This window comes from Rhodococcus sp. KBS0724 (assembly GCF_005938745.2).
Classification (GTDB): domain Bacteria; phylum Actinomycetota; class Actinomycetes; order Mycobacteriales; family Mycobacteriaceae; genus Rhodococcus_F.
In genome coordinates, this window is sequence record NZ_VCBX02000001.1 from 1403527 (window position 1) to 1428020 (window position 24494).

Below are 24494 nucleotides of genomic sequence, written 5' to 3' on the forward strand. Positions count from 1 at the left end.
GCTAGTCTGGGCACAATGAAGACGACGACGCTTTTCGGTGCTGCCGCGGTCACCGCGGCAGTCGGATGGATAGCCCGCGCTGCCTGGGGAATCCCGACGCAGATCGGGGCGTCGCGTAATGCGGTGCAACCCTATGCGGCGATGTCACCTCGATATCGGAATCGTCAGTTCCACAATTCGGACCCCAGTAGCGTGCTCGTGCCGGGCACCGATGCCGGGATGGCAAAATCGTTGCTCACCCGCGGTTCGACGGGTCGGCCTCGCGCGCCCATCCCGTTGGCGACGCCGCTCGCACCCGCTCAGGCCGGCGGAGCGGCAGTTACCTGGTACGGGCATTCGAGTGTCCTTGTCGAGGTGGACGGCTACCGGGTGCTTGCCGATCCGGTGTGGAGTGAGCGTGTATCACCTTCTGCCACAGTCGGTCCTGCGCGAATGCATGCCGCGCCCGTGGCATTGGCAGACCTCCCCGCGGTGGATGCGATTGTCATCTCCCATGATCATTACGACCACCTCGACATGGAGACGGTCAAGACTCTGACCCGCACCCAGACGGCACCCTTTGTGGTTCCGATCGGGATCGGCGCGCATCTGCGGCATTGGAAGGTGCCGGAGAACCGGATCGTCGAGTTGGACTGGGACGAGTCGACGACCATCGGTGACCTGGTACTCACCTGCACCGAGGCTCGGCACTTTTCCGGGCGCGGCCTAGTTCGCAACGCGACTCAGTGGGCGTCGTGGGTGTTTGCGGGGCCGAAGCACCGAGTGTTCTTCGGTGGGGACAGCGGATACACGCAGCGGTTCGTGGAACTCGGCACCACGTACGGACCCTTCGACCTGACGCTCTTGCCTGTCGGTGCGTACGACGTGCGGTGGCCGGACATCCACATGAATCCCGAGGAAGCAGTCCAGACGCACGCGGATCTCAATCGCGGTGACCCCGCACGCGGAGTTTTTGTCCCGATTCACTGGGCCACGTTCAATCTGGCGTTCCATTCGTGGTCCGAGCCGATCATCCGGTTGACCGAAGCGGCCGGCGATGTCGGCACTACGGTGGCGGTGCCGATGCCCGGTGGACGGATCGATGCACTGTCCGCGCAGCCGCCGACACAATGGTGGATTCGCCTGGGGTAACCGTCGCCGCGAGCCTGAGATCGGAGTCGGGCCCGGTTTTGCCGCGGCGGGTGCGTAATCTTTGACCATGGCTCACGAGCACATCGGTTCAGAAGGTACGGCGACTTCGATCGCGACAGACGATGGCGGGGTCGCCGTCGACGTCGTCCGCGGCTTGACCGCAGATCAGGTTGCGTCGCGGATCGCGTCGGGGCAGACCAACGACGTACCGGATCGGGCGTCTCGTTCGGTCAAGGACATCGTTCGCGGCAATGTGTTCACCCGGATCAATGCGATCCTGGTGGTGCTGTTGGCGATTGTCCTGGCGACAGGTTCCGTGATCGACGGCATGTTCGGACTCTTGATCATCGCGAACAGCGGCATCGGCATCATCCAGGAGATCCGAGCCAAGAAAACACTCGACGCCTTGGCGATCGTCAGTCAAGCGAAGCCGATGGTCCGGCGTGACGGTGTTGCAGTTGCCTTGGCCCCCAAAGACGTTGTGCTCGACGACATTATCGAGCTGGGTTCGGGCGACCAGATTGTCGTCGACGGCGAGGTGGTGTCGTCGTCGGCACTCGAAGTGGACGAGTCGCTGCTCACCGGCGAAGCCGATCCGGTGCACAAGAGCGCCGGTGAGTCGATACTGTCGGGCAGCTTTGTCGCCGCCGGTAGCGGCGCGTACCGCGCCACCAAAGTCGGCGGCGACGCGTATGCGGCGAAGCTCGCGGAAGAGGCCAGCAAGTTCACGCTCGTTCATTCGGAACTGCGCAGTGGCATCGACCGCATCCTGAAATTCATCACATATCTGATGATTCCGGCCGGTGCGCTGATCATCTACAACCAGCTGTTCTCGAGCGGTGAGTCTCTCGGTCCGGCCCTGAACGGCATGGTCGCGGCCCTGGTCCCGATGGTCCCCGAGGGCCTGGTGCTCATGACGTCCATCGCTTTTGCCGTCGGCGTCATTCGACTCGGTAAGCGGCAGTGTCTCGTTCAGGAACTGCCCGCCATCGAGGGACTCGCCCGGGTCGACGTTGTCTGTGCGGACAAGACGGGAACGCTGACCGAGAACGGTATGCGATTGTCCGAGTTGAAGCTCGCCGACGGGTCCGCCGACGAGTCGGTGATCAAGGCGGCGCTCGCCGCGATGGCGGCGTCGGATCCTCGGCCCAACGCCAGTGTCCTGGCGATCCGCGAGTCTCTGACCGATGACGCCGGCTGGGGCGACGCCACTGCCGTGGCGCCCTTCTCGTCGGCGAAGAAGTGGAGCGGGCAGTCGTACGGCGTCCACGGTAACTGGGTGCTCGGCGCTCCGGACGTACTGCTCGATCCGTCGTCGGAGATGGCCAGACTGGCCGAAGAAGTCGGTTCCACCGGGTTGCGTGTTCTCATGTTGGGCAGCAGCAACCTCGCCGTCGACGACGTCGACGCTCCGGGAGTCGTGACGCCGGAAGCCTTGGTGGTGTTGGAGCAGAAGGTTCGCCCGGACGCGCAGGAAACGTTGGAGTACTTCGCAAGTCAGCGAGTAGCCGTCAAGGTTATCTCCGGCGACAATGCGGTGTCCGTAGGTGCTGTGGCAGGTTCGCTGGGACTCGAGGGCGGCGATCGTCCGATCGACGCGCGTGAGCTTCCTAACGATCAGGAGAAGCTGGCCGACGTTCTCGACGGAGCAACCACCTTCGGACGTGTCCGCCCCGATCAGAAGCGAGAGATGGTTGCGGCCTTGCAGTCTCGCGGCCATACCGTCGCGATGACCGGCGACGGCGTCAACGACGTTTTGGCACTCAAGGACGCCGACATCGGAGTCTCGATGGGTTCGGGCAGTCCCGCGACGCGCGCTGTCGCTCAGATCGTGCTGTTGGACAACAAGTTCGCGACCTTGCCGTACGTGGTGGCCGAGGGCCGTCGAGTCATCGGCAATATCGAACGCGTCTCCAACCTGTTCCTGACCAAGACCGTGTACTCGGTGGTGCTCGCCTTCCTGGTCGGGATCACCGGTGTGTTGTCGAAGATGCTCGACTTCGAACCGCTGTCGTACCCGTTCCTGCCGCGCCACGTCACCATCGCGGCCTGGTTCACGATCGGGATTCCGGCGTTCATTCTTTCGCTGGCACCCAATAACGAACGGGCCCGTTCGGGCTTCGTGCCGCGCGTGATGCGATTGGCTTTGCCATCGGGAATCATCATCGGCGTCACCACCTTCATCGCGTATGTGCTCGCGCACCGCAATCACGATCTGACACCCGAGCAGGAAGGCACCACGGCTCTGATCACGTTGATCATGATCGCGCTGTGGGTACTGGCTGTAGTTGCTCGTCCGTACGTGTGGTGGAAGCTGGTGCTGATCGGTGGTTCCGTGGCCGGCTACCTGATCTTGTTCGCGTTGCCGTTCACCCGCGAGTTCTTCAAGTTGGATCCGAGCAACGTGGCCGCAACCACACTCGCGATCACTCTCGGCGCGGTAGGCGTCGTCCTGGTGGAGGTGTCCTGGTGGGTCAGCGCCCGCCTGCACGGTGAGAAGCGAAAGCTGTTCACGACGCCGGAGGATCTGCCAGGGGAGCATCATCACGCGGAGGCTCAGAAGTAGGCCCTTGGCCCGGCCCACCTTGTGGCGCCGCACCGCTCGACCTGTGAGAATCTATGTGTGTGCGGAGGTTCTTCTTTCCGCAGCAAGATGTGCATGAGCACCGGGAGAGGACAGAAAATGGGTTTCTTGGACAACGTCAAGGGTCTGGTCGAGAAGGGCCAGGAGCTTGCCGCGGAGAACTCCGACAAGGTTCACGACGCAATCGACAAGGTCGCCGACATCGCCGATAACAAGACCGGCGGAAAGTACGGCGATCAGATCGACAAGGCAGCCGAGGCTGCCAAGAAGGCTGTTCCCGAAAAGGAGTAGCCCCTCAGCAATCAGGAGCCCGCAATCTCGATGAGGTTGTGGGCTCCTGTGCGTCCGCTGAGTGACTTGTCAGTCTGGGCGGGCACAATGAACGGGTGAACTTCACCTGGATTCTGCTGGTCGTCATCGCCGCCATCGCAGTGACAGGGCTGGCGAACCGCCGAAATCTTCAGGCGCCGCTGGTTCTGGTCGCGGTCGGTTCGGTCGCGTCGTTCATCCCGGGAATGCCTCGGCCCGAACTCGATCCACATGTCATTCTGGGTGTCGTTCTTCCGCCTTTGCTCTATTCGGCGGCACTGAAATTCTCGGTCGCGACGTTCAAGCGCAACCTCGCTGCGATCTTGCGTCTGGGTGTCGCCATGGTCCTCGTGACGGCCTTCGTGGTTGCCTTCTTTGCGGAATGGATGGTGCCGGAGTTTACGATCGGCGCGGCACTGGTGCTCGGCGCGGTGATCGCACCCACCGACGCGGTCAGCGCCGTCGCAGTGGGACAGAAACTGGGACTGCCCAAGCGAGTCATCGCAATTCTCACGGGTGAAGGCCTGGTCAACGACGCCACCGCATTGACGTTGTTCACCGTTGCCGTCGCCGCAGTGACCGGTACTCGGATCGCCACGGATTCACCATTGCTGTTCTTCGCCTACGAAGTTGTCGGTGGTGTCGTGATCGGCTTGGTGCTGGCGTTCATCGTGAAATTCGTGCGAGCCCGGATGTACGATTCGCCTCTCGAAACCGGTTTGGGCCTGGTACTTCCGTTTGCCGCGTATCTGGCCGCGGAAGAACTCCATGCGTCGGGTGTTCTCGCGGTTGTGGTCGCAGGCTTGGTGATCGGGCACTACTCGACGGATGCCTCGATCATGACGAGGCTGCAGGAACGATCCGTCTGGTCGAGCCTTGACACGCTCCTCGAGATGTTCGTCTTCGCCTACATGGGCCTGCAGTTGAGTTTCGTTATCGACGATGTCGTGAACGACGGTCTTCCGGTGGTCAACGTAATCCTGTACGGGCTCGCGGTGTTGGCGGTGGTCATCGTGATCAGGCCGCTGTGGTTGTTCCTGAGCTACTCCCGGGTGCGGTTCGGAATGACATTGCTCCGCGGACAGCGTGAGAAACAGTTGACGTGGAAACAGAACGTCGTGGTGTCGTGGGCTGGGATGCGCGGCGTGGTCACTCTGGCTGCGGCGGGCGGTATTCCGTTTGCCCTCTCGTCCGGAGAACCGTTTCCCGGACGCGGCGTCATCCAGGCGATTGCGTTCATCGTCGCGGTGGGAACCCTGCTCCTGCAAGGTTCCACACTGCCCTTCCTGATCCGTAGATTGGACGTTGCGGATCCGTACGAGCAGTTGCGCACGCAGGAGCAAATGGAGTTGGCGCGCACCATCTCTCGTCAAGCCGGTGAGAAAGCGCTGGCCGACGTGGTGGCCAGTCCGCCACCGGGGGTCGACGTCGCTGAACTGCAGGCAATCGTCGAACGCGTGCGACGCTCGATGCAGGCTCGACTTCAAGTGCAGGAGACGGACGAGAACAACGATCGCGACACGGCGATGTGGAATGCGGGTGCGCTGTTCGACAAGTTCCGGCATCAGTCGCTGCGTACACAGCGTATGGCGTTGATTGCAGCGAGAGACGACGGCGATCTCGACGACGAAGTATTGCGTACCGTGTTGGAGAGTCTTGATCTCGAAGAGGCTGCAGCCGAGGAACGGGTACGGCGCCGCCGCGCTCGCGCGGCGGCCGGAGGGGACGACGCAGTATGAGTGCACGCGTGCGGCACGTGATCTGGGGGACGCTCGCTGCGAGTGTCCTGGTGGTGAGTACGGCCTGCGGATCTACGGGAACCGAGGTGACAACGGCGGCAGAACCGCCCGCCCCCACATCCACGGTGGAGTCTTCACCAGCGGCGAAGAGCGCAGCGCGCGGCGTTGTCTTCGACGATCAACCGTTTGCGACTACCGCTGCCGCCGGAGCGAGTGCCCGGAAGATTCTGTACGGCTCCACATCCGGTGTCGACGGTCGCGAAACACAGGTGTCGGGAACGGTATTCACTCCGGCCGGCACTCCTCCCGACGGCGGCTGGCCAATCGTGTCCGTCGGACATGGCACCACCGGAATCTCGGACGATTGCGCACCGTCCACCTCGCCGACACTGCTCGGGACCATGGGGCTGGTGGAGCCGCTGCTGAACGCGGGTTACGTTGTCGCGGTCTCGGATTTCGAGGGGCTCGGAACTCCTGATCCGCACCCGTATCTGCAACCGGATACTGCTGCATACAACGTGATCGACGCGGTGCGCGCAGCGCGCAACATCGTCCCGGATACGTCGAAGCGGTGGGCCACGTTGGGACTCTCTCAAGGGGGTCAGGCATCGTGGGCAGCTGCCGAGAAGGCGGGCGAATACGGGGACGGACTCGAATTTGTCGGTGCGGCAAACCTGTCGCCCGCGGCCGACATCTCTCCGATCATCACCAGTGGAGCGGAAGTGAATCTATCACTGCCCCAACAACTGTTGCTGCCGTATGTTCTCGAGGGTCTGTCGCTGACCCACCCGGATCTCGAGCGCGACGACTACGTGCACGGAGCGTTTGCGGAGAACTACGAACTGTTGACGTCATGCCTCACTGCCCGGGTGCCGGAGAAGTTGTCGTTGGTGGGGAAGGTGACGCCGACCGATACGCGCCCCGCCACCGATGCCGACGCCGATCGAATTCAGGGTTGGCTGAGTGACATCGCGCTGCCCCGGCAGCAAGCGAGCGGCCCGATGTACGTGGTCGTCGGGGCGAACGACAACCTGATTCTCCCCGAGTGGACCGAGGCCGCGGTGGCCCGGGCATGTTCGGAGGGTGACGTGATCGAGTTCGTGTCGAGGCCAGGGGAGGGGCACGCGGACGGCCGGGCCGTTCCCGGGGCTGTGCAATGGATTCAGGATCGCTTTGGCGGCGTACCCGCGCCCTCTACCTGCGGGGCCTAGATGAGCCCCACCGTCGCTGCTCTGTTTGCCTGCGTAGTTGCCCTTCTCATCGCGGCTCTTACTGCGGTCTGGATGCGGACCAGACGCGAGGTCACCTCACCTACCGAACGAGCAGTGCATGCGGCGTTGCATACGGCTTCGCTTGCCGCGCGGCCACTTCGGCGCGGACTCGACCGTGATTCGGCTGCCGAAGCGGCGCCGCATCTGCGCCAGTTGACCGGTGCTCGAGGTTTGGGCATCACCGATGCGGCGGGGATTGTCCTGGCGTGGAACGGGCCGCACGAATCGATGGCAGAGCAGTTTCACGACGCTGCACTGCGTGCCATCGAAGGCGAACGCCGGGTACTCGTGACCCAATCGGACCTGGTCCGGGGCAGCGACGATCACGCGGTACGCGCCTTGATCGCCCAGCCGCTTCTCATCGAGGACAGCGGTGTGGTCGGGGTACTGGGGATCGTCACGACGGAGGACCCGTGGCCCGGCATGCTCGGCGCGATCACGGAGGTCGCTCGCTACGCGTGCAGCCAAATCGAACTTGCCGATCTCGACGCGTCGCGTGCTCGACTCGACCGAGCGGAAGTTCGCGCACTGCGCGCGCAGATCAGCCCGCACTTCATCTACAACGCACTCAATACCGTGGCATCGTTCGTGCGCACGGATCCGACGCGGGCGCGTGAGCTGATTCTCGAGTTCGCCGATTTCACGCGCTACTCGTTCCGCTCGGCAGGCGAGTTCACGTTGCTCGCCGACGAACTGCGCAACATCGATCGCTACCTGACTCTCGAGCGGGCCAGGTTCGGTGATGCGCTCGACGTGCGATTGCAGGTGGCGCCCGAAGTGCTCAACGTGGTTCTGCCGTTTCTGGCACTGCAACCGCTGGTGGAGAATGCTGTCCGGCACGGCATCTCCGGCAAACCCGAGGGCGGCACCATCAGCATCGTGGCGGCAGACGAAGGCCCGGACTGCGTTATCAGCGTCGAAGACGACGGCGTCGGCATGGACCCGGACATGCTGCGGTTCGGCTCGCTCGACGCCATCGAATCCGGGGCCGGCCGGCCCAGCGCTCGGGAGGCCGCGCACGTGGGTCTCGCCAATGTCGACGATCGTTTGCGTGCGGCATTCGGCAACGACTACGGCCTGGTGGTGGAGACCGCGCCTGGTGCCGGAACCAAGGTCAGCCTGCGCGTGCCCAAGTTCAAGCAGGGCATTCGAGTGTGATCGACGGCTTTGTGGGTTCGGTGCGGGTAACCGTGGGAATATGAGTGTGCTGTGAATGAGACTGACATAGGTGCCCAACTGACCGTGCTTGCCGTCGACGACGAAAAACCGGCGCTCGACGAGCTGGCTTTCCTGCTGCGCGCGCAAGAAACGGTGGCGCATGTCCATACCGCGTCGGATGCAACGACGGCGCTGCGGATTCTCCGCGACGGTGGCATCGACGGCGTTTTTCTCGACATCAACATGCCGGGACTCGACGGTCTGGAACTGGCCGGGATTCTCTCCAATTTTGCCACTCCGCCGCCGGTCGTCTTTGTCACCGCGCACGATGATCGAGCAGTGGCCGCCTTCGATCTCGGTGCGGTCGACTACCTACTCAAGCCGCTGCGCGAAGAGCGGCTGGCGCAGGCAGTGCGCCGTATCGTGGGTCTGGCGGGGCGCAATCAGGCCGGAGCCAAAGTCGATGCCGCGCCCAGCGACGAAGTGATTCCGGTGGAACTCGGCGGCGTCACGACACTGGTGCAGCGCTCGGCGGTGGAATGGGTCGAAGCCGACGGAGATTACGCGCGGTTGCATACGGCGGGTAAGTCGCACCTGGTGCGGATCCCGATTTCTACCCTCGAATCGCGTTGGGCTGAAGCAGGTTTCCTGAGGGTTCACCGTTCGTATCTGGTCTCCCTTGCTTTGGTGACCGGAATTCGCACCGTCGGCAGTGGTTTGGTGGTGACGCTTCGCCCGCACAGTGGTAAACCGCCGGTGGAGTTGCCGGTCAGCCGTCGGCATACGCGCGAATTGAAGGATCGGTTGGTGCGCACCCCCAAGCAGAGTTGGTTGTCGCGGTGAGTGGCCACACCGATCCACCGGCGCGCGAGCGGGTGGTGCTGGCGCAGCGTCACGGCGCCCGCATTGTGCGTACGCGGGTGGAGGTGGAGGAACAGACCGAGGTCGGCGACGCCATGATCCGTGGTCTGGTTCGTGCCCAGTTGGGCCTGGCGATTCGGCTGACTGTGGTCGTTGCCGGATCATTGTGTGCGATACCGCTGTTGACCATGCTTTTTCCGGCGCTGTCCGATTACTCGGTGTGGGGGATCAGGCTTGCGTGGTTGGTGATGGGCGCTGTGTTGCCACTGTTGCTGATCACCGGGTGGGTGTTCGTGCGTCGGGCTGAGCGCAACGAGCAGGATTTCACCAATCTCGTGGACGACTGAGCGCGGGCGCTGTGGGTGGGCAATCGATTCCGGTGTTGACGGTGTTGGGCATCGTGGCGGCGGCAGTGGCGACGGTGGCGATCGGAATCTACGGAGTGCGGCTTTCCCGCACCACGTCCGACTTTCTGGTTGCCTCCCGCACCGTGGGGCCGCGGTGGAATGCCACGGCGATCTCCGGTGAATACCTTTCTGCTGCGTCCTTTCTCGGCGTTGCCGGTCTGGTCGCGAAGTACGGAGCGGACGCGTTGTGGTATCCGATCGGGTTCACCGCCGGTTATCTGGCGCTACTGCTTTTTGTCGCCGCACCACTCCGCAGGTCGGGCGCGTACACCGTCCCGGACTTCGCGGAATTCCGGTTGGGCTCACCGCGTTTACGCAAACTCGCAATGCTCGTGGTTGCGATGGTGTGCATTCTCTACCTGATTCCGCAGTTTCAAGGGGCAGGTCTGACCCTCAATATCCTTCTCGGCGTGCCAAGTTGGATCGGCGGGGTGGTAGTCGGGGTGATCGTGATTGCCAACGTCGTCGGTGGCGGCATGCGATCCATCACGTTCGTTCAGGCATTCCAATACTGGCTCAAGCTGTCGGCAGTGGCGATTCCGGCTGTGGCGCTGGCCTTCTACTTCATGGCAGACGAGCATGATGTGGGTGCTCCGGCGCCGCCGACGGTCACTGAGCAGACCACCGTGGACATCACCACCGATGTTGTGGTGCAGGTGACCCAGCCGGTCACCGTACACGGCGGAACGGTGGACGGTCGTTCCGTTGCGGGCAGTGTTGTCCTCGAGCCGGGGGAGCACACCCTCGGCGAGGGAATGTCGATGGTTCTGGAAGCCGGTGCAGCCGTTCCGGTGGTAGCCGGGGCGCCGGCGCAGAATTCGGATTGGATCACGCCCGGTTGGGGATTCGGCGGTCCGCACCCGACGTATCAGGTGTATTCGCTGATCCTTGCGACCTTTCTCGGGACCCTCGGTTTGCCGCATGTGCTGGTGCGGTTCTACACCAATCCGGACGGGCACACTGCTCGGCTGACGTCGCTGGCCGTCGTGGGTCTTGTCGGCGTCTTCTACCTTTTTCCGGTCCTGCTCGGGGTGTTCGCGCGGTTGTACGTTCCGCAGTTGCTGATCACCGGAACCTCGGACGCGGCAGTGCTGCTGCTGCCAGGTTCCGTGTTCTCGGGGTGGGGTGGGCAGTTGCTGGCAGCGCTGGTGGCGTCGGGCGCGATTGCCGCGTTCCTGTCCACGTCGTCTGGTCTGCTCGTGAGTATCGCGGGAGTGATCAGCACCGACGTCCTACGGGGGCGAATACGAGATTTCCGGATCGCCGCTCTCCTGGCCGGCGCGATTCCGCTGGCCATGTCACTTGCCGTGGTGTCGGTCGACCTCTCCATCACGGTGGGGTTGGTGTTTGCCGTTGCCGCGTCGACGCTCTGCCCGTTGCTCCTGCTCGGTGTCTGGTGGCGTGGGTTGACGGCGGTCGGCGCCGGCGCAGGCATGGTGGTGGGCGGCGCCGTAGCCGGGTCGGCAGCCACCGTCGCGATCCTCGGAGGATTGTCGGAAACGGTCTTGAGCGGGTGGCCGGCCGCGATCTTCGCGTTTCCTGCCGCCGTCAGCGTGCCGCTCGCGTTCGTGACGATGGTGGTGGTCAGTAAGGCGTCGAGCAAGCAAGTACCAGCGGATATAGCACGGATCTTCACCCGCATGCATGCTCCCGAGCGTCTGGGCATGGGTTCCGATCGCGAAGACGAGCTGCGTCAGCCCTGATTTTTGTCGCGCCGTTTGTCGCGCTGGTGTGACCGTTCGGCGCACGACTCGACTGCTCACCGTGTGAGCGCCACCACAGCTATTTCATGTGACTCCGATCTCACTAACGTCTGCACGTAGTTCACTTCACACGCGAGGCGAGGAGCCGGCAGTGTCCACAGCAGAAGTCAGTGAGGGACAGTCGCACGAGCGGCGAACCCCGGATGCCCAGGCATTCATAGACATGCAAGCAAGTCCCGAGTTCCAGGAACTCCGGACGCGCCTGCGAAAGTTCGTTTTCCCCATCACTGCATTCTTTCTGCTCTGGTATGCGGTGTACGTCCTTCTGGCGACCTACGCTCACGACTTCATGGCGACAAAGGTCCTCGGCAACATCAACCTCGGCATCATTCTGGGCCTCGGCCAGTTCGTGACGACGTTCGCGATCACCGCCTGGTACGTGAAGTTCGCCGGTCGCGAACTCGATCCGCGTTCCGCTGCTATCCGTGACGAGCTGGAAGGCCCCGCATCGTGATCACCACACTCGCCGCGTCCGGGACGGACGTGGGAAACCCCATCTTCAACATCGCGATCTTCCTCGCGTTTGTCGTCGTCACGATGACGCTGGTCATTCGCGCCAGCCGCACAACGAAGAAGGCATCCGACTTCTACACCGGCGGCGGGCAGTTCACCGGTCCGCAGAACGGTTTTGCCATCGCCGGTGACTACCTCTCGGCCGCGTCTTTCCTCGGTATCGCCGGAGCCATTGCCGTCTACGGTTACGACGGTTTCCTGTACTCCATCGGCTTCCTGGTCGCCTGGCTGGTGGCTTTGCTTCTCGTTGCCGAATTGCTTCGTAACACAGGCAGATTCACGATGGCCGACGTCTTGAGCTTCCGCCTCAAGCAGCGCCCGGTGCGTATGGCTGCGGCACTCTCCACTCTCGCCGTCTCCCTTTTCTACCTCCTCGCCCAGATGGCCGGTGCCGGTGGACTTGTCGCTCTGCTGCTCAATATCGAAGGTAAGACCGGTCAGGCAATCGTGGTCGCCATCGTCGGTGTGCTGATGATCGTCTACGTCTTGGTCGGCGGCATGAAGGGCACCACCTACGTGCAGATGGTCAAGGCCGTTCTGCTGGTGGCCGGCGCCGGAATCATGTTCGTGCTCGTGCTCTTTGCGGTTCGCGGTAACTTCTCCCAGCTCCTCGCGGACGCTCAGAACGTGGTCAGTAACTCCACCAACGAAGCCGTCGCCGGTCGCGACATTCTTGCTCCGGGTGCAAAGTACGGGCTGTCCGGGATGACGAAGCTCGACTTCATCTCTCTCGGAATCGCTTTGGTGCTCGGCACTGCGGGCCTGCCGCACGTGCTCATGCGCTTCTACACCGTCCCCACCGCCAAGGAAGCTCGCCGTTCCGTCACCTGGGCGATCGCACTGATCGGCGCCTTCTACCTCTTCACGCTGGTGCTCGGCTACGGCGCAGCCAAGATGGTCGGACCCGACGTGATCCTGGCTGCTCCCGGCAAGGAGAACTCAGCGGCACCGCTGCTGGCCTTCGAACTCGGCGGCACGATCTTCCTCGGCATCATCTCGGCCGTGGCCTTTGCCACCATCCTCGCGGTGGTCGCCGGCCTCGCGATCACGGCGTCGGCGTCGTTCGCTCACGACATCTACGCCAGTGTCATCAAGCGCGGCAACGCAACCGAAGAACAGCAGGTTCGGGTTTCACGTATCACCGTTGTCGTGATCGGTGTCATCTCGATCGTTCTCGGTATCGGCGCCATGGGCCAGAACATCGCCTTCCTGGTTGCTCTTGCCTTTGCCGTTGCGGCCTCGGCGAACCTGCCGACCCTGCTGTACTCGCTCTTCTGGAAGAAGTTCAACACCACGGGTGCGCTGTTCAGCATCTACGGCGGTCTGATCAGCTGCTTGACACTGATCGTGTTCTCGCCGGCTATTTCCGGCAAGCCGTCGTCGATGCTCCCGAATTTCGACTTCGCGTGGTTCCCGCTCTCCAACCCCGGCATCGTCTCGATCCCGCTGGCATTTGCCCTCGGCATCATCGGTACCTACATCGGGCGCAACAAGCCCGAGGATCCTGCCAAGCAGGCCGAGATGGAAGTTCGTTCCCTCACCGGCGTCGGCGTCGAGAAAGCTGTCGATCACTAGTGTGGGCGTAGCCCCTCAGCCCTGGTAGGGGGCAGTCCCTGTGCGCCTTTCTGGTACCTCCGGTAACTGGAAAGGCGCACAGCGCTATGGTCGCCCCATGGCAAAACTCACAGTGAAGATCGACGTACCCCTTCCGCCGCAGGAAGTATGGGAGAAGGCCTCCGATCTCAGTGGTTACGAGAATTGGCTTGTCGTCCACGACGGTTGGCGAGGGGACCTTCCCGAACAATTAGGCGTGGGAACCGAGATCAGCTCAGTAGTCACGGTGAAAGGCCTGCGTAATCGCGTGCGCTGGACAATCAAGAAGTACGACGTGCCCACGGCGTTGTCGCTCAAGGGCGACGGTAAAGGCGGCGTCAAGCTGGGGCTCGAATTGGACGTCAGGCCCAAGGGCGCTGGTTCGGAGTTGGCTTTGATCATCGAACTCGGCGGCGCTCCGCTCTTCGGACCCATCGGTTCCGGCGTCGCTCGGGCGCTCAAAGGCGATATCGAGCAGTCGTTGGCGGAGTTCGTTCGAATCTACGCCTGAATTCTCACAAGTAGTTACTTTGCGGCAAACATGAGTTAGGATTCTTTTCGGCGGGATAAACCGGGCATAGGTTTGTTATGGACCTGGTGCTCCGCCGGAGAGGATTCCGCACATGTCTGGTCGTCACGGATCGTCCGGGGTACCAAAAGCGTCCATGCCGCGATCGGTGAAAGTCCTGGTCGGAGTGCTGTCCGTGGTTGCCGTCGCAGGTTCCGCGGCATTTGCCGTTACCTTCAGCAACCTGGGCGAGGATGCTCCGACGGTCACGCCCACCGCCGCTTCCTCGGACTGCGCGCAAGTCGACAACCTGGTGGTGGCGGTTGATCCGTCCATTGCCACCGGGGTCGAAGCAGTAGTGTCGACCATCGATCCGGAAAAGCTCGGGTGCGCATCGTTTACCGTGGTGTCCCAGGATTCGGCTCGAACCTATGGGGACCTCGCGCTCGGCGGTTCCGGTCCGGCGATCTGGTTACCCGATTCGTCGGAATGGCTCGACAAGGCCACAGTGGCTGGTCGCTCCGTCTCGAAGGTCAGCGAATCGGTAGCGTCCACACCGGTTGTCACGGTGTCGAAATTCGGTGAAACTACCGGTCCCGCAAGCTGGCTCGACGTTCTGGCGGTTCCAGGACTGCACATCGGTGATCCGCTCTCCAGTGCTGTGTCCAGTGCGCCCATCGTGGCTGCGTTTGCCGAAACTCAGGCGCGCAGCGGCGATACGGCATCCATTTCGGCCGCGCTGGTTCCCGTGGCACAAGCTCAACTCGGGAATGTGAAGGAAGCCGGTTCGACTATCCGGATCGAAAAGGTTGCCGCGGACAGCGGAACCGCGGTCACCACCGAACAGACTTTCGTTGCCTACATGGCCGCACATCCCGATGCCCGGTTGACCGCCGCAGTTCCCACGTCCGGCACGGTATTCATGGACTACCCGATGGCGCTGACGGGAGATTCCACTGCACTGCCGGCGGCGCAGGTTCTGGCTGACGCACTCACCTCCGACAAAGGCCGCACCGCCTTGTCCGGTCTGGGTTTTCGTGCGGCGAGCAACGAACCGTTGCCGAGTGGCGGCGTCGGGATGATCACGCCGTTGGTGCCGAGCGATCCGTCGGTGGTGACCACGGCTCTCGCGCGCTACGAGATTCTGTCCCGGCCGTCCCGAGCACTGGCGGTTGTCGATGTCTCCGGTTCGATGGACTACATGGAGGGCGGTGTTACTCGCATGGCCGCCACGGCGCAGGCCGGCGACATCGCGATCCGAATGTTCCCTGCCAATGCGCAATTGGGTTTGTGGGCGTTCTCGATCGACCTCGGCGATGGTAGCGATTACCGCGAACTCGAGCCAGTTGCGCGAATGGATACACCCGAGGGCGACGCCGATCACCGGGCCAAACTTCTCTCTCACGTCGACGAGCTACCGTCACTTGTCGGCGGTGGAACTGGTCTGTACGACAGTGTTCTGGCGGCGTTTCGTCAGATCCAGAGCACCTATGACCCGTCGTCGATCAATTCGGTCATTCTCCTGACCGACGGGGCCAATGACGATCCGTCCGGTATTTCTCGAGAAGAGTTGCTCGACACTCTTGCACGCGAACGCGATGCGGCGCGTCCGGTGCCGATCATCACTATCGGCGTCACCGGCGATGCGGATACCGAAGTGTTGAAACAGATTTCAGCAGTCACCGGCGGAAACAGTCACTTTGCTCCCACTCCCGCCGATATTCCCAAGGTGTTTGTCGGTGCGATCAGCGGCCGCGGCAACTGATCGGATCTAGTCGAGGATTTTTGCGTCCGCGGTATCTGTGATCCATTCGGTGGCAAGAGCTTCGAGGGTTCCGTCGGCGTACAGAGAGTCGACTGCGGCCGATACACACGCGGTGAGTGAACTGTTCTTCTCGAGGACGGCACCGAAGAACTCGGTGACGGCGTTGGGCCGCGGAAACTGTCCGACGATGACGGATTGTGGCAGCTCGGTCTCCGTGATGTGGAATCCGGTGGGTATGTCGACAACCAGAGCGTCGATCTCACCGGCGGCCAGCGCTGCCTTGGCCTCGTCATTGCTCGCGTAGCTGCGAGGTGGGGTCGACGGACTGATGGTCTCGGTGATGGCAAGCAGGCTGGTCGAACCGGCCTGCGCGCCGAGTCGATACGACTTCAGTGAATTCAGATCCGTGGCCTGGGCGGCGCCGTTGTTCTGCAAGGCAATGACCGACTGCGCCACCGCGTAGTACGGCGAGCTGAAATCGACGGATTCGCGGCGCTCTCCCGAAATCGTGAACTGGTCGAGCGCTAAGTCGAAGTCTTTGCTGCCGGGTTTCAGAACGTCGTTGAACGCGACACTCGTGAAGGTGACCTGGCCGGGGGTATATCCGAGCTTCTCGATCACGGCGCGGGCCACCGCACCTTCGAATCCTTGCCCGTTCGACGGATCACCGTCGTGAAACCACGGTTCGTACGACGGTGAACCGGTGGCGATCGTGAGCGTGCCGTCTTTGGTGGTAGTGCCACTGCCCGGACCGCATTCCGTCACTGCTGCAGTGGACGGAAGCTTGGTGAACGCCTCGGGAATGCTGGTGGTGGTTTCCGGGACTGCCGCGGCGCTCTCAGGTTGGGCGGAGCATGAACCCAACAGGATCGCGGACGCGAAGATCGCGGTTACGGCAGCGCAACGTCGTGGCATGGGCACGTTGCCATCTTGCCTGTATGTCCGGTATCGCCGCGACCGGGGGCTCGTCAGAGGCGAGTTTTCAGGCTACTGAGCGGCGCATGCTGAGGCGTTCAGTGGGTGTAGTTCCTCCCCAGACACCGTGCGGTTCACCGGTCTCGAGTGCAAAGTTCAGGCAGTCGTCGATCACGGGGCAGCGGAAGCACACCTGCTTTGCCGTCTCTTCACGCGCAAGCCGATTGCGCCCGCGTTCCTCGCCTGGTGAATAGAAGACGGCTGGATCGACAGACTTGCAGGTCGCGAACATTCGCCAGTTGTTGTCCACATTCGGTTCCGACGTGTGTCCCGCTGCCATCGTGGTTGTCCTTTCGACTGGAGTCTCAGTGTGGCCGGTGGGGGTTGGGCGAGGACAGGGTTCCGATCGCAGCGATTTCTACTGCCGGATCGCGGGCGCTGCAGCACAATGAAGTGATGGCGACGACTGATCGGGGCCAGATCACACTCGACGGCATAACCGTGCCCGTGACCAATCTCGGGAAGGTGCTCTATCCCGAGAGCGGAACCACCAAAGCCGAAGTCATCGACTACTACACGCGCGTCTCCGCAGTCATGATTCCCCACGTCGTCGGTCGACCGGGGACGCGGAAACGGTGGCCGAACGGGGTCGACGGTCAATCTTTTTTCGAGAAGAACCTTGCGTCGTCGGCGCCGGATTGGCTGACCCGCGCGTCACTGCAGCACTCCGACCGCGTGGTCACGTATCCCATTTTCGATTCGGTCGCGTCGCTGGCGTGGCTCGGTCAGCAAGCGGCTCTCGAATTACATGTTCCGCAATGGCGATTCGACGGTTCCGAGCGCGGACCGGCAACCAGATTGGTGTTCGATCTCGACCCGGGCGAGGGCGTCGGCCTGGCCGAATGTGCCGAGGTGGCCCGTTCCATCCGTGATCTCGTGGACACGCTGGGGTGGAGTGCGTATCCGGTGACAAGCGGAAGCAAAGGTATTCACCTCTATGTGCCCCTTGATCGGCCGCTGGACGGCAGTGGTGCGTCGACCGTCGCCAAGCAGATTGCGGTCGGACTCGAGAAGATCCATCCGGATCTGGTGACAGCGACGATGGCGCGAAATGTTCGCGCCGGCAAGATTTTTGTCGACTGGAGCCAGAACAACGCGGCCAAAACCACTATCGCTCCGTACTCGATGCGTGGGCGTTCCCAGCCTTATGTTGCGGCGCCGCGCAGTTGGGACGAACTCGACGACCCGAAGTTGCGGCACCTACTGTTCGACGAGGTTCTCGAACGCGTCGACGGCGGCGGAGATTTGTTGGCCGATCTGGATCCACCCGTGGTGCAGCAGGATTCGTTGACACGATATCGGAGCAAGCGTGCGGCGCAGCGGACACCGGAACCGGTGCCGGATTCCGTTGCCCCGGGCGCCGTCGGTAATTCCTTTGTGATTCAGGAACATCACGCGAGACGCCTGCATTACGATGTTCGACTCGAACGCGATGGTGTGCTGGTGTCGTGGGCCGTTCCGAAAGGTGTGCCCACCACAGCGGGCGAGAATCGCTTGGCTGTTCACACCGAGGACCACCCGCTCGAGTACGCCACCTTCTCCGGCACGATTCCCCAGGGAGAGTACGGCGGTGGATCGATGACGATCTGGGATTCCGGAACGTACGAGACCGAGAAGTGGCGCGATGACGAGGTGATCGTGCGGTTGGAAGGGAACCGCGTGCAGGGCCGATTCGCGCTGATTCGGACCAAAGGTGACCAGTGGCTGATGCACCTGATGAAGGATCAGAAAGCCAGCTTCGGAATCGAGTTTCCGAAAGGGATCGAACCGATGCTCGCGACACCCGGAACGCTCGCGGGTCTGGCTGAGGAGGAATGGGCATTCGAGGGTAAGTGGGATGGAATACGAGTGATTCTCGAATTTCATTCGGGCATACTGTCACTCCGCAGTCGGGCCGGAAATGACAAGACCGGCGATTATCCTGCGCTGGCTGGGCTTGCTTCGGTTCTTGCCGGCCACGAGGTGGTTCTCGACGGTGAAGTGGTGTCGTACAACGAGCAGGGTGTCACCGATTTCGGGGCCCTACAGCGTGGCGGCGAACCCGAGTTTCTGGCTTTCGATCTCCTGTACCTCGATGGTGTGTCTTTGCTGCGGAAATCGTACACGGACCGTCGGACCGTTCTGAATGCGTTGGCCGCCAAGGTCGGTGATCTCACTGTGCCACCTCCGATCGAGGGAACTGCCGAGAAGGCGCTGGAGGTGAGCCGCGAATCCGGCTGGGAGGGAATCGTCGCAAAGCGTCGTGCCTCGGTCTATCTTCCGGGGCGGAGAGGTTCGAGTTGGATCAAGGTCAAGAACTGGCGCAGCCAGGAGGTAGTGATCGGCGGGTGGCGCACCGGTCAAGGCAACCGGGCTCGGGGCATCGGTGCGCTTCTCCTGGGAATCCCGGGTGAAGACGGATTGAAGTACGTCGGCCGAGTGGGGACCGGCTTCACCGATCGTGACCTGGAAACACTCCTGGCGCTGCTGGAACCTTTGCAGCAGAAGGAAAGCCCGTTCGAGGACGATGTGCCGGCCGACGATCGCAGAGGGGCGGTGTGGATCCGCCCCGAACTCGTGGGTGAAGTGCGATTCATGGATTGGACCGCGAGCGGTCGCCTGCGGCACCCGAGCTGGCGGGGGCTGCGGGAGGACAAGTCGCCGACAGACGTGCGGCGGGATCCGTAGTGGGATTTGCTACGCGCTATGTCCGGGTTCGAGGTCGCGGACGTCGGTGGATGTGACGATAGTATCGAGATTGTCAGGTGCAGAACCGGATTCGGGTTCCAGAAGGAAACCTACGTGGTCTCCGAGAGGGATACGGTCGAGTATCCGTCCGCCGAACCACGCGGCTGCCTCGTCGAGTATCGGCAGATCGTGGGGGCCGCGATGCCACGTGCAACGCGCGAACTTGTCGATGTCGTCGCCGGTTGATCCCCCGAACAACGTCGCCAATTCGATGTGATCCCTCGGAATGACATGAACAGCAAGATATTCCGTGGTCAACGACGCGCGGTACGTGTGGTTCTTGTTCGAAAGACCGACAAGGAAACGGGGCGGTGCGATACTCACCTGAGACGCAAAACCAACCAGGCATCCCGACCGCTGATTCCCGTCGCACGTGGTGACGACGAACATCGGATTTTCGAGTTCCCCGACCAGTTTGTCGAATGCGCTCGTGGGCGGTTGCGGTTCCTTGTCGTCGGGGTTGAGGTCGTCGGAGTTGCGGTCGTCGGATTTGCGCTGTGCCCCTCGGCTCCCGGTGGGGTCCTTACCTGTCAATGGCCTTCCTGGTCCAGGAGATCAAGGCCTTCGAGGCGTTTGACGCGTCGTCGCTCGACCAGCACGGCGGCTACGCCCAGTACGAGGGACACCGCACACACGGCGCCGGCGATCAACGCCCATCCGCGAAACCCGTAACCTAGTGCCACCAAGGTCAGTCCGAGTGTGGCCAGTGCAAGTCCGATGAGAAGGTATCCCGGGTAGTTGCGTCCGTCGGCGATGCCTTCGCCTACGTGTGATCGATTGGTATGGGCGTTGTCGACTGGTGTTGCTTGTTCGTCGGTCATCATGCCTCCTGGGTTCATCTCGACGGGGAAGTCGAGGGGACGACCTACCGGCCGCGCCAGAAAAAGCTAATCTGTATCCGTGGAAACAGATAATATCATGTAACCGTGCAATGATTGCGGTTATCTTGATCCGTCAGGCATGCATCCATTGCCTTACACCTTGCTTCGAGGCAGATACCGACCACAGGACGCTCAACTCTCGAGGAGTCACCGATGTTGCTACGGCTGCCAGGCGTGTACCCACCACAAGAGGACACCTGGTTGTTGGCGGAGACGCTGGCAGCGGAAAGCCTCGGACCAAGATCCCGCGTGCTCGACATCTGTGCCGGTACGGGCGCGTTGAGCCTGTGTGCTGCCGCTGCCGGGGCCGGCCACGTCACTGCAATAGACATCTCGCGCCGCGCATTGGCTACTACCTGGATCAATGCCCGGCTGCGGCGGCGTCCGGTTCACGTGGTGCGCGGGAACCTGACCACGCCGGTGCGTGGTCGACGTTTCGACGTGATCGTGTCGAATCCGCCGTATGTGCCGGCTCGCGAGGATGTCTTGCCCACTCGCGGCATCGAGCGAGCCTGGGACGCGGGCGTAGACGGTCGGATGCTGCTGGATCGAATCTGCGCGACGGCACCCGCACTCCTTGCGCCGTCGGGTGTGCTGCTGATCGCGCAGTCCGTGCTCAGTGGGGTCGAGAAAACTCAGTCCATGCTGGAAGAACAGGGATTGTCCGTGGAGATCGCCGCGCGGGCCGAAATTCCTTTCGGGCGCGTACTTTCCGCAAGGGTGGCGCTTTTCGAAGCTCGTGGACTTATCAAGAGAGGGCAACGGACGGAAGAGATTGTCGTGATTCGGGCGGTCAGCTGATTCCCGTGAAGGTAAATCGTGCGGTGCCGCTTACCGGGGTTAACTACTTACCGGGGTGAACCGCGCAGTGAAGTCTCATCGCGGTCCCAGCAACCGGTGATGTGTTCTGCCAGAAGATCGTCGAACGCCAGACAGGCAGCAGCACCGAACAGAATGTCGCTCGAAATAGTGGGGTCTTGCTCCGCTAGCTTGCCGGCGAGATCGCGGACGGCGATCTGTTCGTGAACGGAGTCTGCTTCTACATGCTCGTCGTAGAACAATGTTGCGCGCGAGCCGAAGCCGAGGCGACGCAGCCCGGCACTGTAGTTCTTGCTGGGAAGCGACGACGTGGTTTCCACCGCGCACAGATGGCCGATCAACGCACCGAGAAGGCGACGATGAAACCCGAAGAGCGAGAGCACATTGAGGCTCGCAAGAGTCACTGCCGGAACAACGTTCAGGTAGTGCGCGTACCGATCCGACAGTCCGAGTTCGCGCATGGTGTTGGCGAAGAGGGTGGAGTGCATCCTCTCGAGACGTCCGCCGCCGTATTCGTCGGCTTGGACTTCCACGAGCGCGGCCTTGGGGGCTCCGGACAGGCGCGGAATACCCAATGTGTGAACATCGGATTCTCGGAGCTGATTGAGTGAGCGGTGTATGAGTACCTCTTGAAACTGTTCGGTACTGGCGTCTGTTGCCATGAACTTTGACATGCTCGGGCCGGTCGAGGGCGCGGTCATCGCCCACAATTGTGAAATGACGTCACCGGCTTGGACATGCTGGCCTGCGACGAGCGTGCGTACTGCTGCCTCGAAGGACGACTCCAGCGCTGCCCGTCCCGCGAGAAGATCGAGGTTCCATTCCCACTCGTCCGGCACCCCGGCGAGTCCCTGAAGATGAAGTTCGTACAGCAGCGTCAGCGACAATTGTGCGTCGTCGTCGAACACGATCGATGTATCGTCGTGCTCGTCGGCCGAACCCCGAGCGGCAGCGGTGAAGGCAGCCGGGTTAGCGTCAGATCCAGACAAGAGTGCAATTAACTGTTCGCTGACCGGTCCGCGGGCAGAAGGGATCGGCATGCGAGTGCCGGTTGTTACTGCTCGCGATGGTTTTCGATCAATCCGTGTGGAGGACATATGAACTCCGATTCCGATCCTGGGAGCGACGATTCCGCTGTCACGATCACTGTATGCCCGGACGGGCCACTGCTGGTGCGAGGTGCGGCAACGCTCATCGACGCCGATGGCAACCCGATCAGCCGTGAACGTGCAACGGTGGCGCTGTGCCGGTGCGGTGGCACAGCGATACCTCCTTTCTGCGACGGTACCCACAAAAAGAGAAAAGTTCGACGTTCGTGAGCGGTGGGAACCCGGTTGACGGCAAACGCCCGGTGGGGCGTATACCGATCGGAGTGATCGGCAAACGCCCCACCAGGCAGGTTGACGAGGTGGTTCAATACCAGACTTTTCGGCCGCCCACCGCGCGACCCGTAGCTCCGAGGAGCGACAAGACTGCACCGACGACCACCAAAATGATGCCGATCGTCGTCAGAATGCTGATTGACGTGAAGTAGCCGACCAGTGCCAGGATAATGCCGAGAACAATCATGGTGAATCCTCATCTCTGATGCGTAGGAAGCTGCCGTGATTTACGGGCTTCCGCTATCTGTCACTGGTGGCGGAACCAGTGCGTCCGCTCAGTTGGTGAACTTGTCCTTGATATCGCTTGCAGCATCGGAGATGTCGTCACCGACCTGTTTGGTCTTTCCCGACACCTGATCCTTGGCGCCCTCGGCGGCAAGATCGTCGTTGTCGGTCTTGTGTCCGACCTTCTCTTTTGCCTCGCCGATGAGTTCCTCGGCCTTGTGCTTTGCCTTGTCGATGAAATCAGCCATGGTAATCGTAATCCTTTCGGGTGGATGTTGATTCGAGTCGTTCTGGATTTGGGAAGGTTCTGAATTCGGGAAGAATCAGCGTCGGCCGACGACGGCCTTGACCAGGAAGAGCAAGATCACCGCGCCGAGTACACACGTGAAGAAGCTGAATATCAGGCCACCGCCGTTGACGTCGACACCGAACAGTTTGAGCAGGAATCCGCCGATCAGGCCGCCGATAATGCCCACGACGATGTTCAACATGATTCCCATGGAGGCATCGGTTTTCATGATCTTGCTGCCGATCCAACCGGCGAGTCCGCCGATAATGATCCAACCGAGGATGCCGAGTCCGAGCACAGTGAGTCTCCTTGTGACAGTGGGAATTTAAGAATTGAGAGAATTGCGGAACGAAGATCCCGAGTTCGTGGGCGCCGAAGACCGGAGTCAGAGGGAAGTGATAGCTACAGCCCCGAGCAGTGTTCCCACTACTATCGATCCGGCCAACAAACGTTGCTGTAGTTGGAAAATCCGAAGTTCGCGTTGCGTCACGGTTCAGGCTTTACGTGCCTTGTCGGCTGCGCCGAGTTCCGTCGAACTTCCCTCGTGCACAAGGCTTCCGCCTGCGTTCTCCAGATGAGCCCGGACGAACCACTGGAACTTCTCGAGCTGCGCTGTTTGGCCGATCAACATGTCCTCGGTAATGGGGTCGATCTTTCCGACCGAGTCGATCGCGGCACGGGAATCGGTGATGACTCCGGTGTACACGAGGTCCAATGCAGCGAGGTGCGCACGAGCGTCGTCACGTCCAACTGAGTAGTCGTCCCACGAACGGTCGGCTTCGATGGCGCCGGCAGTTCCCTTCGGGGAGTTGCCGAGTGCGGCGATACGTTCGGCAACGTCATCCGCGTAGCCACGAACCAAATCGACTTGGGGATCGATCATTTCGTGTACGCCGATGAAGTTCGGGCCTACGACGTTCCAATGTATGTGCTTGAGAGTGAGGTGAAGATCGTTGTATGCGCTCAGGCGCTCCTGCAGAACTGCGGCTAGACGTGCGCCGTCGTCGGTGCTCAGTCCCGGGATTGTGAATGTAGACATGTGTCTTCCTCTCGTCAGAGTGCCGCGCTCGTTGCACTGGTACGTGCGGCTGCGGCACAAGTACTTTCGGATCGTTTCCGTCGATTCAGTTGATGCTTCCGGCCAGGTCCTCGGAAATCGGATCCCCGAACATCAGGGCGATTCGCAGTTTGAGTTCCGGCGTGGCCAAGGTCGAGCTACCGGAGTTGATCTCGCCGCTCTGTGCGGACGGGATGTCGATCGTCGTCATCTTGCTCCTGCGGTGTAGGGGAGGCGTGGTGAGAGTCGGGCGGTCCGCTTCTCGTCAGCGCCTCACGGCACTCAAATCTGTAGGCGAATCGGTACACATGTTCTCGTCAGGACGTACTAAAATCTATACCAGTGGATGCAGATAATTAGCAACCCGTCGAAGTGGGATTTGGGTCCGAGTGGGAGCGGTCGGAGGGTGAAATTGCTGTCGTATTCAGGCGAAATGTCCGAAAAAGCAGAAACTGAAAAAATCTTCGGCTCGACGGGCGATATGAAATCTATGTCTCGGAACGCAGATTCTTTGCCTGAAGGTGTTAAAGTCGAGGA

Annotated in this window: 26 protein-coding genes; 16 read left to right on the forward strand and 10 right to left on the reverse strand. The window is 61.8% G+C overall.

Annotated elements, in window-relative coordinates; all coding sequences use genetic code 11:
- Nucleotides 1-15 precede the first annotated feature (15 nt).
- The 13 genes from FFI94_RS06505 (at nucleotide 16) to FFI94_RS06565 (ending at nucleotide 15602) form a co-directional block, all read left to right on the forward strand.
- Complete coding sequence (locus FFI94_RS06505; protein ID WP_138872265.1) at nucleotides 16-1131, forward strand: MBL fold metallo-hydrolase; 1116 nt, start codon at nucleotides 16-18, stop codon at nucleotides 1129-1131.
- A 67-nt stretch (nucleotides 1132-1198) separates the two neighbouring features.
- Nucleotides 1199-3697 carry an HAD-IC family P-type ATPase gene (locus FFI94_RS06510; protein ID WP_260683891.1) on the forward strand — a complete coding sequence of 833 codons (2499 nt, stop codon included), beginning with the start codon at nucleotides 1199-1201 and terminating at the stop codon, nucleotides 3695-3697.
- 117 nt (nucleotides 3698-3814) lie between these two features.
- Nucleotides 3815-4006 carry an antitoxin gene (locus tag FFI94_RS06515; RefSeq protein ID WP_138872266.1) on the forward strand — a complete coding sequence of 64 codons (192 nt, stop codon included), beginning with the start codon at nucleotides 3815-3817 and terminating at the stop codon, nucleotides 4004-4006.
- 95 nt (nucleotides 4007-4101) lie between these two features.
- Entirely contained in the window at nucleotides 4102-5763 is a 1662-nt protein-coding gene (locus tag FFI94_RS06520; RefSeq protein WP_138872267.1) for a Na+/H+ antiporter, read from the forward strand.
- Nucleotides 5760-6974 (forward strand): lipase family protein, encoded by a 1215-nt coding sequence (locus tag FFI94_RS06525; RefSeq protein WP_138872268.1) that lies wholly within the window; start codon nucleotides 5760-5762, stop codon nucleotides 6972-6974. The genes FFI94_RS06520 and FFI94_RS06525 overlap by 4 nt, the downstream gene beginning before the upstream one ends.
- Nucleotides 6975-8192, forward strand: a complete 1218-nt coding sequence (locus tag FFI94_RS06530) for a sensor histidine kinase (RefSeq protein ID WP_138872269.1) — start codon at nucleotides 6975-6977, stop codon at nucleotides 8190-8192. It abuts the gene before it with no gap.
- A 51-nt stretch (nucleotides 8193-8243) separates the two neighbouring features.
- The gene (locus tag FFI94_RS06535) at nucleotides 8244-9035 is read left to right on the forward strand and encodes a LytTR family DNA-binding domain-containing protein (RefSeq protein WP_138872270.1); all 792 of its coding nucleotides are present in this window, start codon (nucleotides 8244-8246) and stop codon (nucleotides 9033-9035) included.
- Complete coding sequence (locus FFI94_RS06540; RefSeq protein WP_138872271.1) at nucleotides 9032-9400, forward strand: hypothetical protein; 369 nt, start codon at nucleotides 9032-9034, stop codon at nucleotides 9398-9400. Before FFI94_RS06535 ends, FFI94_RS06540 begins: the two co-directional genes overlap by 4 nt.
- An 11-nt stretch (nucleotides 9401-9411) precedes the next feature.
- Nucleotides 9412-11163, forward strand: a complete 1752-nt coding sequence (locus FFI94_RS06545; RefSeq protein WP_138872272.1) for a cation acetate symporter — start codon at nucleotides 9412-9414, stop codon at nucleotides 11161-11163.
- Nucleotides 11164-11314: 151 nt separating this feature from the next.
- Nucleotides 11315-11677 (forward strand): DUF485 domain-containing protein, encoded by a 363-nt coding sequence (locus tag FFI94_RS06550; RefSeq protein WP_138872273.1) that lies wholly within the window; start codon nucleotides 11315-11317, stop codon nucleotides 11675-11677.
- Nucleotides 11674-13311, forward strand: a complete 1638-nt coding sequence (locus FFI94_RS06555) for a cation acetate symporter (RefSeq protein ID WP_138872274.1) — start codon at nucleotides 11674-11676, stop codon at nucleotides 13309-13311. The genes FFI94_RS06550 and FFI94_RS06555 overlap by 4 nt, the downstream gene beginning before the upstream one ends.
- A 97-nt stretch (nucleotides 13312-13408) precedes the next feature.
- Complete coding sequence (locus tag FFI94_RS06560; RefSeq protein ID WP_138872275.1) at nucleotides 13409-13840, forward strand: SRPBCC family protein; 432 nt, start codon at nucleotides 13409-13411, stop codon at nucleotides 13838-13840.
- A gap of 112 nt (nucleotides 13841-13952) precedes the next feature.
- A complete protein-coding gene (locus FFI94_RS06565) occupies nucleotides 13953-15602 on the forward strand; it encodes a substrate-binding domain-containing protein (protein WP_138872276.1) in 1650 nt (549 codons plus the stop codon).
- A 6-nt stretch (nucleotides 15603-15608) separates the two neighbouring features.
- Here the strand turns inward: FFI94_RS06565 and FFI94_RS06570 are convergent, their stop codons facing one another.
- Together FFI94_RS06570 and FFI94_RS06575 are read right to left on the reverse strand one after the other, a co-directional pair.
- Nucleotides 15609-16517 (reverse strand): transporter substrate-binding domain-containing protein, encoded by a 909-nt coding sequence (locus FFI94_RS06570; RefSeq protein ID WP_138873635.1) that lies wholly within the window; start codon nucleotides 16515-16517, stop codon nucleotides 15609-15611.
- 67 nt (nucleotides 16518-16584) lie between these two features.
- Nucleotides 16585-16857, reverse strand: a complete 273-nt coding sequence (locus FFI94_RS06575) for a WhiB family transcriptional regulator (protein WP_138872277.1) — start codon at nucleotides 16855-16857, stop codon at nucleotides 16585-16587.
- Between the two features lie 116 nt (nucleotides 16858-16973).
- Here FFI94_RS06575 and FFI94_RS06580 point away from each other — a divergent pair, with 116 nt between their 5' ends.
- A complete protein-coding gene (locus tag FFI94_RS06580; protein ID WP_138872278.1) occupies nucleotides 16974-19244 on the forward strand; it encodes an ATP-dependent DNA ligase in 2271 nt (756 codons plus the stop codon).
- Between the two features lie 9 nt (nucleotides 19245-19253).
- On the opposite strand, the gene FFI94_RS06585 is transcribed toward FFI94_RS06580, so the two are convergent.
- A complete protein-coding gene (locus tag FFI94_RS06585) occupies nucleotides 19254-19718 on the reverse strand; it encodes a flavin reductase family protein (protein WP_260684461.1) in 465 nt (154 codons plus the stop codon).
- 116 nt (nucleotides 19719-19834) lie between these two features.
- The gene (locus FFI94_RS06590) at nucleotides 19835-20125 is read right to left on the reverse strand and encodes a hypothetical protein (RefSeq protein WP_397495362.1); all 291 of its coding nucleotides are present in this window, start codon (nucleotides 20123-20125) and stop codon (nucleotides 19835-19837) included.
- A 213-nt stretch (nucleotides 20126-20338) separates the two neighbouring features.
- Here FFI94_RS06590 and FFI94_RS06595 point away from each other — a divergent pair, with 213 nt between their 5' ends.
- A complete protein-coding gene (locus tag FFI94_RS06595; RefSeq protein WP_138872280.1) occupies nucleotides 20339-20986 on the forward strand; it encodes a HemK2/MTQ2 family protein methyltransferase in 648 nt (215 codons plus the stop codon).
- Between the two features lie 47 nt (nucleotides 20987-21033).
- On the opposite strand, the gene FFI94_RS06600 is transcribed toward FFI94_RS06595, so the two are convergent.
- Nucleotides 21034-22101, reverse strand: coding sequence for an iron-containing redox enzyme family protein (locus FFI94_RS06600; protein ID WP_138872281.1), 1068 nt, complete (start codon nucleotides 22099-22101; stop codon nucleotides 21034-21036).
- Here FFI94_RS06600 and FFI94_RS06605 point away from each other — a divergent pair, their 5' ends adjacent.
- Nucleotides 22102-22323 carry a CDGSH iron-sulfur domain-containing protein gene (locus FFI94_RS06605; protein WP_138872282.1) on the forward strand — a complete coding sequence of 74 codons (222 nt, stop codon included), beginning with the start codon at nucleotides 22102-22104 and terminating at the stop codon, nucleotides 22321-22323.
- A gap of 94 nt (nucleotides 22324-22417) precedes the next feature.
- Here the strand turns inward: FFI94_RS06605 and FFI94_RS33565 are convergent, their stop codons facing one another.
- The 5 genes from FFI94_RS33565 to FFI94_RS33570 all read right to left on the reverse strand — a co-directional run bounded on the left by FFI94_RS33565 (nucleotide 22418) and on the right by FFI94_RS33570 (nucleotide 24168).
- Nucleotides 22418-22573: a DUF6131 family protein gene (locus tag FFI94_RS33565; RefSeq protein ID WP_185993139.1), complete on the reverse strand. Its 156-nt coding sequence runs from the start codon at nucleotides 22571-22573 to the stop codon at nucleotides 22418-22420.
- Between the two features lie 88 nt (nucleotides 22574-22661).
- Nucleotides 22662-22859 carry a CsbD family protein gene (locus FFI94_RS06610; protein ID WP_138872283.1) on the reverse strand — a complete coding sequence of 66 codons (198 nt, stop codon included), beginning with the start codon at nucleotides 22857-22859 and terminating at the stop codon, nucleotides 22662-22664.
- 75 nt (nucleotides 22860-22934) lie between these two features.
- The gene (locus FFI94_RS06615; protein WP_138872284.1) at nucleotides 22935-23198 is read right to left on the reverse strand and encodes a GlsB/YeaQ/YmgE family stress response membrane protein; all 264 of its coding nucleotides are present in this window, start codon (nucleotides 23196-23198) and stop codon (nucleotides 22935-22937) included.
- A 195-nt stretch (nucleotides 23199-23393) separates the two neighbouring features.
- Entirely contained in the window at nucleotides 23394-23939 is a 546-nt protein-coding gene (locus FFI94_RS06620; protein WP_138872285.1) for a Dps family protein, read from the reverse strand.
- An 85-nt stretch (nucleotides 23940-24024) separates the two neighbouring features.
- Nucleotides 24025-24168, reverse strand: coding sequence for a hypothetical protein (locus FFI94_RS33570; RefSeq protein WP_185993140.1), 144 nt, complete (start codon nucleotides 24166-24168; stop codon nucleotides 24025-24027).
- Between the last annotated feature and the right edge of the window lie 326 nt (nucleotides 24169-24494).

Coding starts and splice junctions, on each gene's coding strand:
- FFI94_RS06505 (WP_138872265.1), top strand. CDS start 16: ATGAAGACGACGACGCTTTTCGGTGCTGCCGCGGTCACCGCGGCAGTC.
- FFI94_RS06510 (WP_260683891.1), top strand. CDS start 1,199: ATGGCTCACGAGCACATCGGTTCAGAAGGTACGGCGACTTCGATCGCG.
- FFI94_RS06515 (WP_138872266.1), top strand. CDS start 3,815: ATGGGTTTCTTGGACAACGTCAAGGGTCTGGTCGAGAAGGGCCAGGAG.
- FFI94_RS06525 (WP_138872268.1), top strand. CDS start 5,760: ATGAGTGCACGCGTGCGGCACGTGATCTGGGGGACGCTCGCTGCGAGT.
- FFI94_RS06530 (WP_138872269.1), top strand. CDS start 6,975: ATGAGCCCCACCGTCGCTGCTCTGTTTGCCTGCGTAGTTGCCCTTCTC.
- FFI94_RS06560 (WP_138872275.1), top strand. CDS start 13,409: ATGGCAAAACTCACAGTGAAGATCGACGTACCCCTTCCGCCGCAGGAA.
- FFI94_RS06565 (WP_138872276.1), top strand. CDS start 13,953: ATGTCTGGTCGTCACGGATCGTCCGGGGTACCAAAAGCGTCCATGCCG.
- FFI94_RS06570 (WP_138873635.1), bottom strand. CDS start 16,517: ATGCCACGACGTTGCGCTGCCGTAACCGCGATCTTCGCGTCCGCGATC.
- FFI94_RS06575 (WP_138872277.1), bottom strand. CDS start 16,857: ATGGCAGCGGGACACACGTCGGAACCGAATGTGGACAACAACTGGCGA.
- FFI94_RS06580 (WP_138872278.1), top strand. CDS start 16,974: ATGGCGACGACTGATCGGGGCCAGATCACACTCGACGGCATAACCGTG.
- FFI94_RS06590 (WP_397495362.1), bottom strand. CDS start 20,125: ATGACCGACGAACAAGCAACACCAGTCGACAACGCCCATACCAATCGA.
- FFI94_RS06595 (WP_138872280.1), top strand. CDS start 20,339: ATGTTGCTACGGCTGCCAGGCGTGTACCCACCACAAGAGGACACCTGG.
- FFI94_RS06600 (WP_138872281.1), bottom strand. CDS start 22,101: ATGTCCTCCACACGGATTGATCGAAAACCATCGCGAGCAGTAACAACC.
- FFI94_RS06605 (WP_138872282.1), top strand. CDS start 22,102: ATGAACTCCGATTCCGATCCTGGGAGCGACGATTCCGCTGTCACGATC.
- FFI94_RS33565 (WP_185993139.1), bottom strand. CDS start 22,573: ATGATTGTTCTCGGCATTATCCTGGCACTGGTCGGCTACTTCACGTCA.
- FFI94_RS06610 (WP_138872283.1), bottom strand. CDS start 22,859: ATGGCTGATTTCATCGACAAGGCAAAGCACAAGGCCGAGGAACTCATC.
- FFI94_RS06620 (WP_138872285.1), bottom strand. CDS start 23,939: ATGTCTACATTCACAATCCCGGGACTGAGCACCGACGACGGCGCACGT.
- FFI94_RS33570 (WP_185993140.1), bottom strand. CDS start 24,168: ATGACGACGATCGACATCCCGTCCGCACAGAGCGGCGAGATCAACTCC.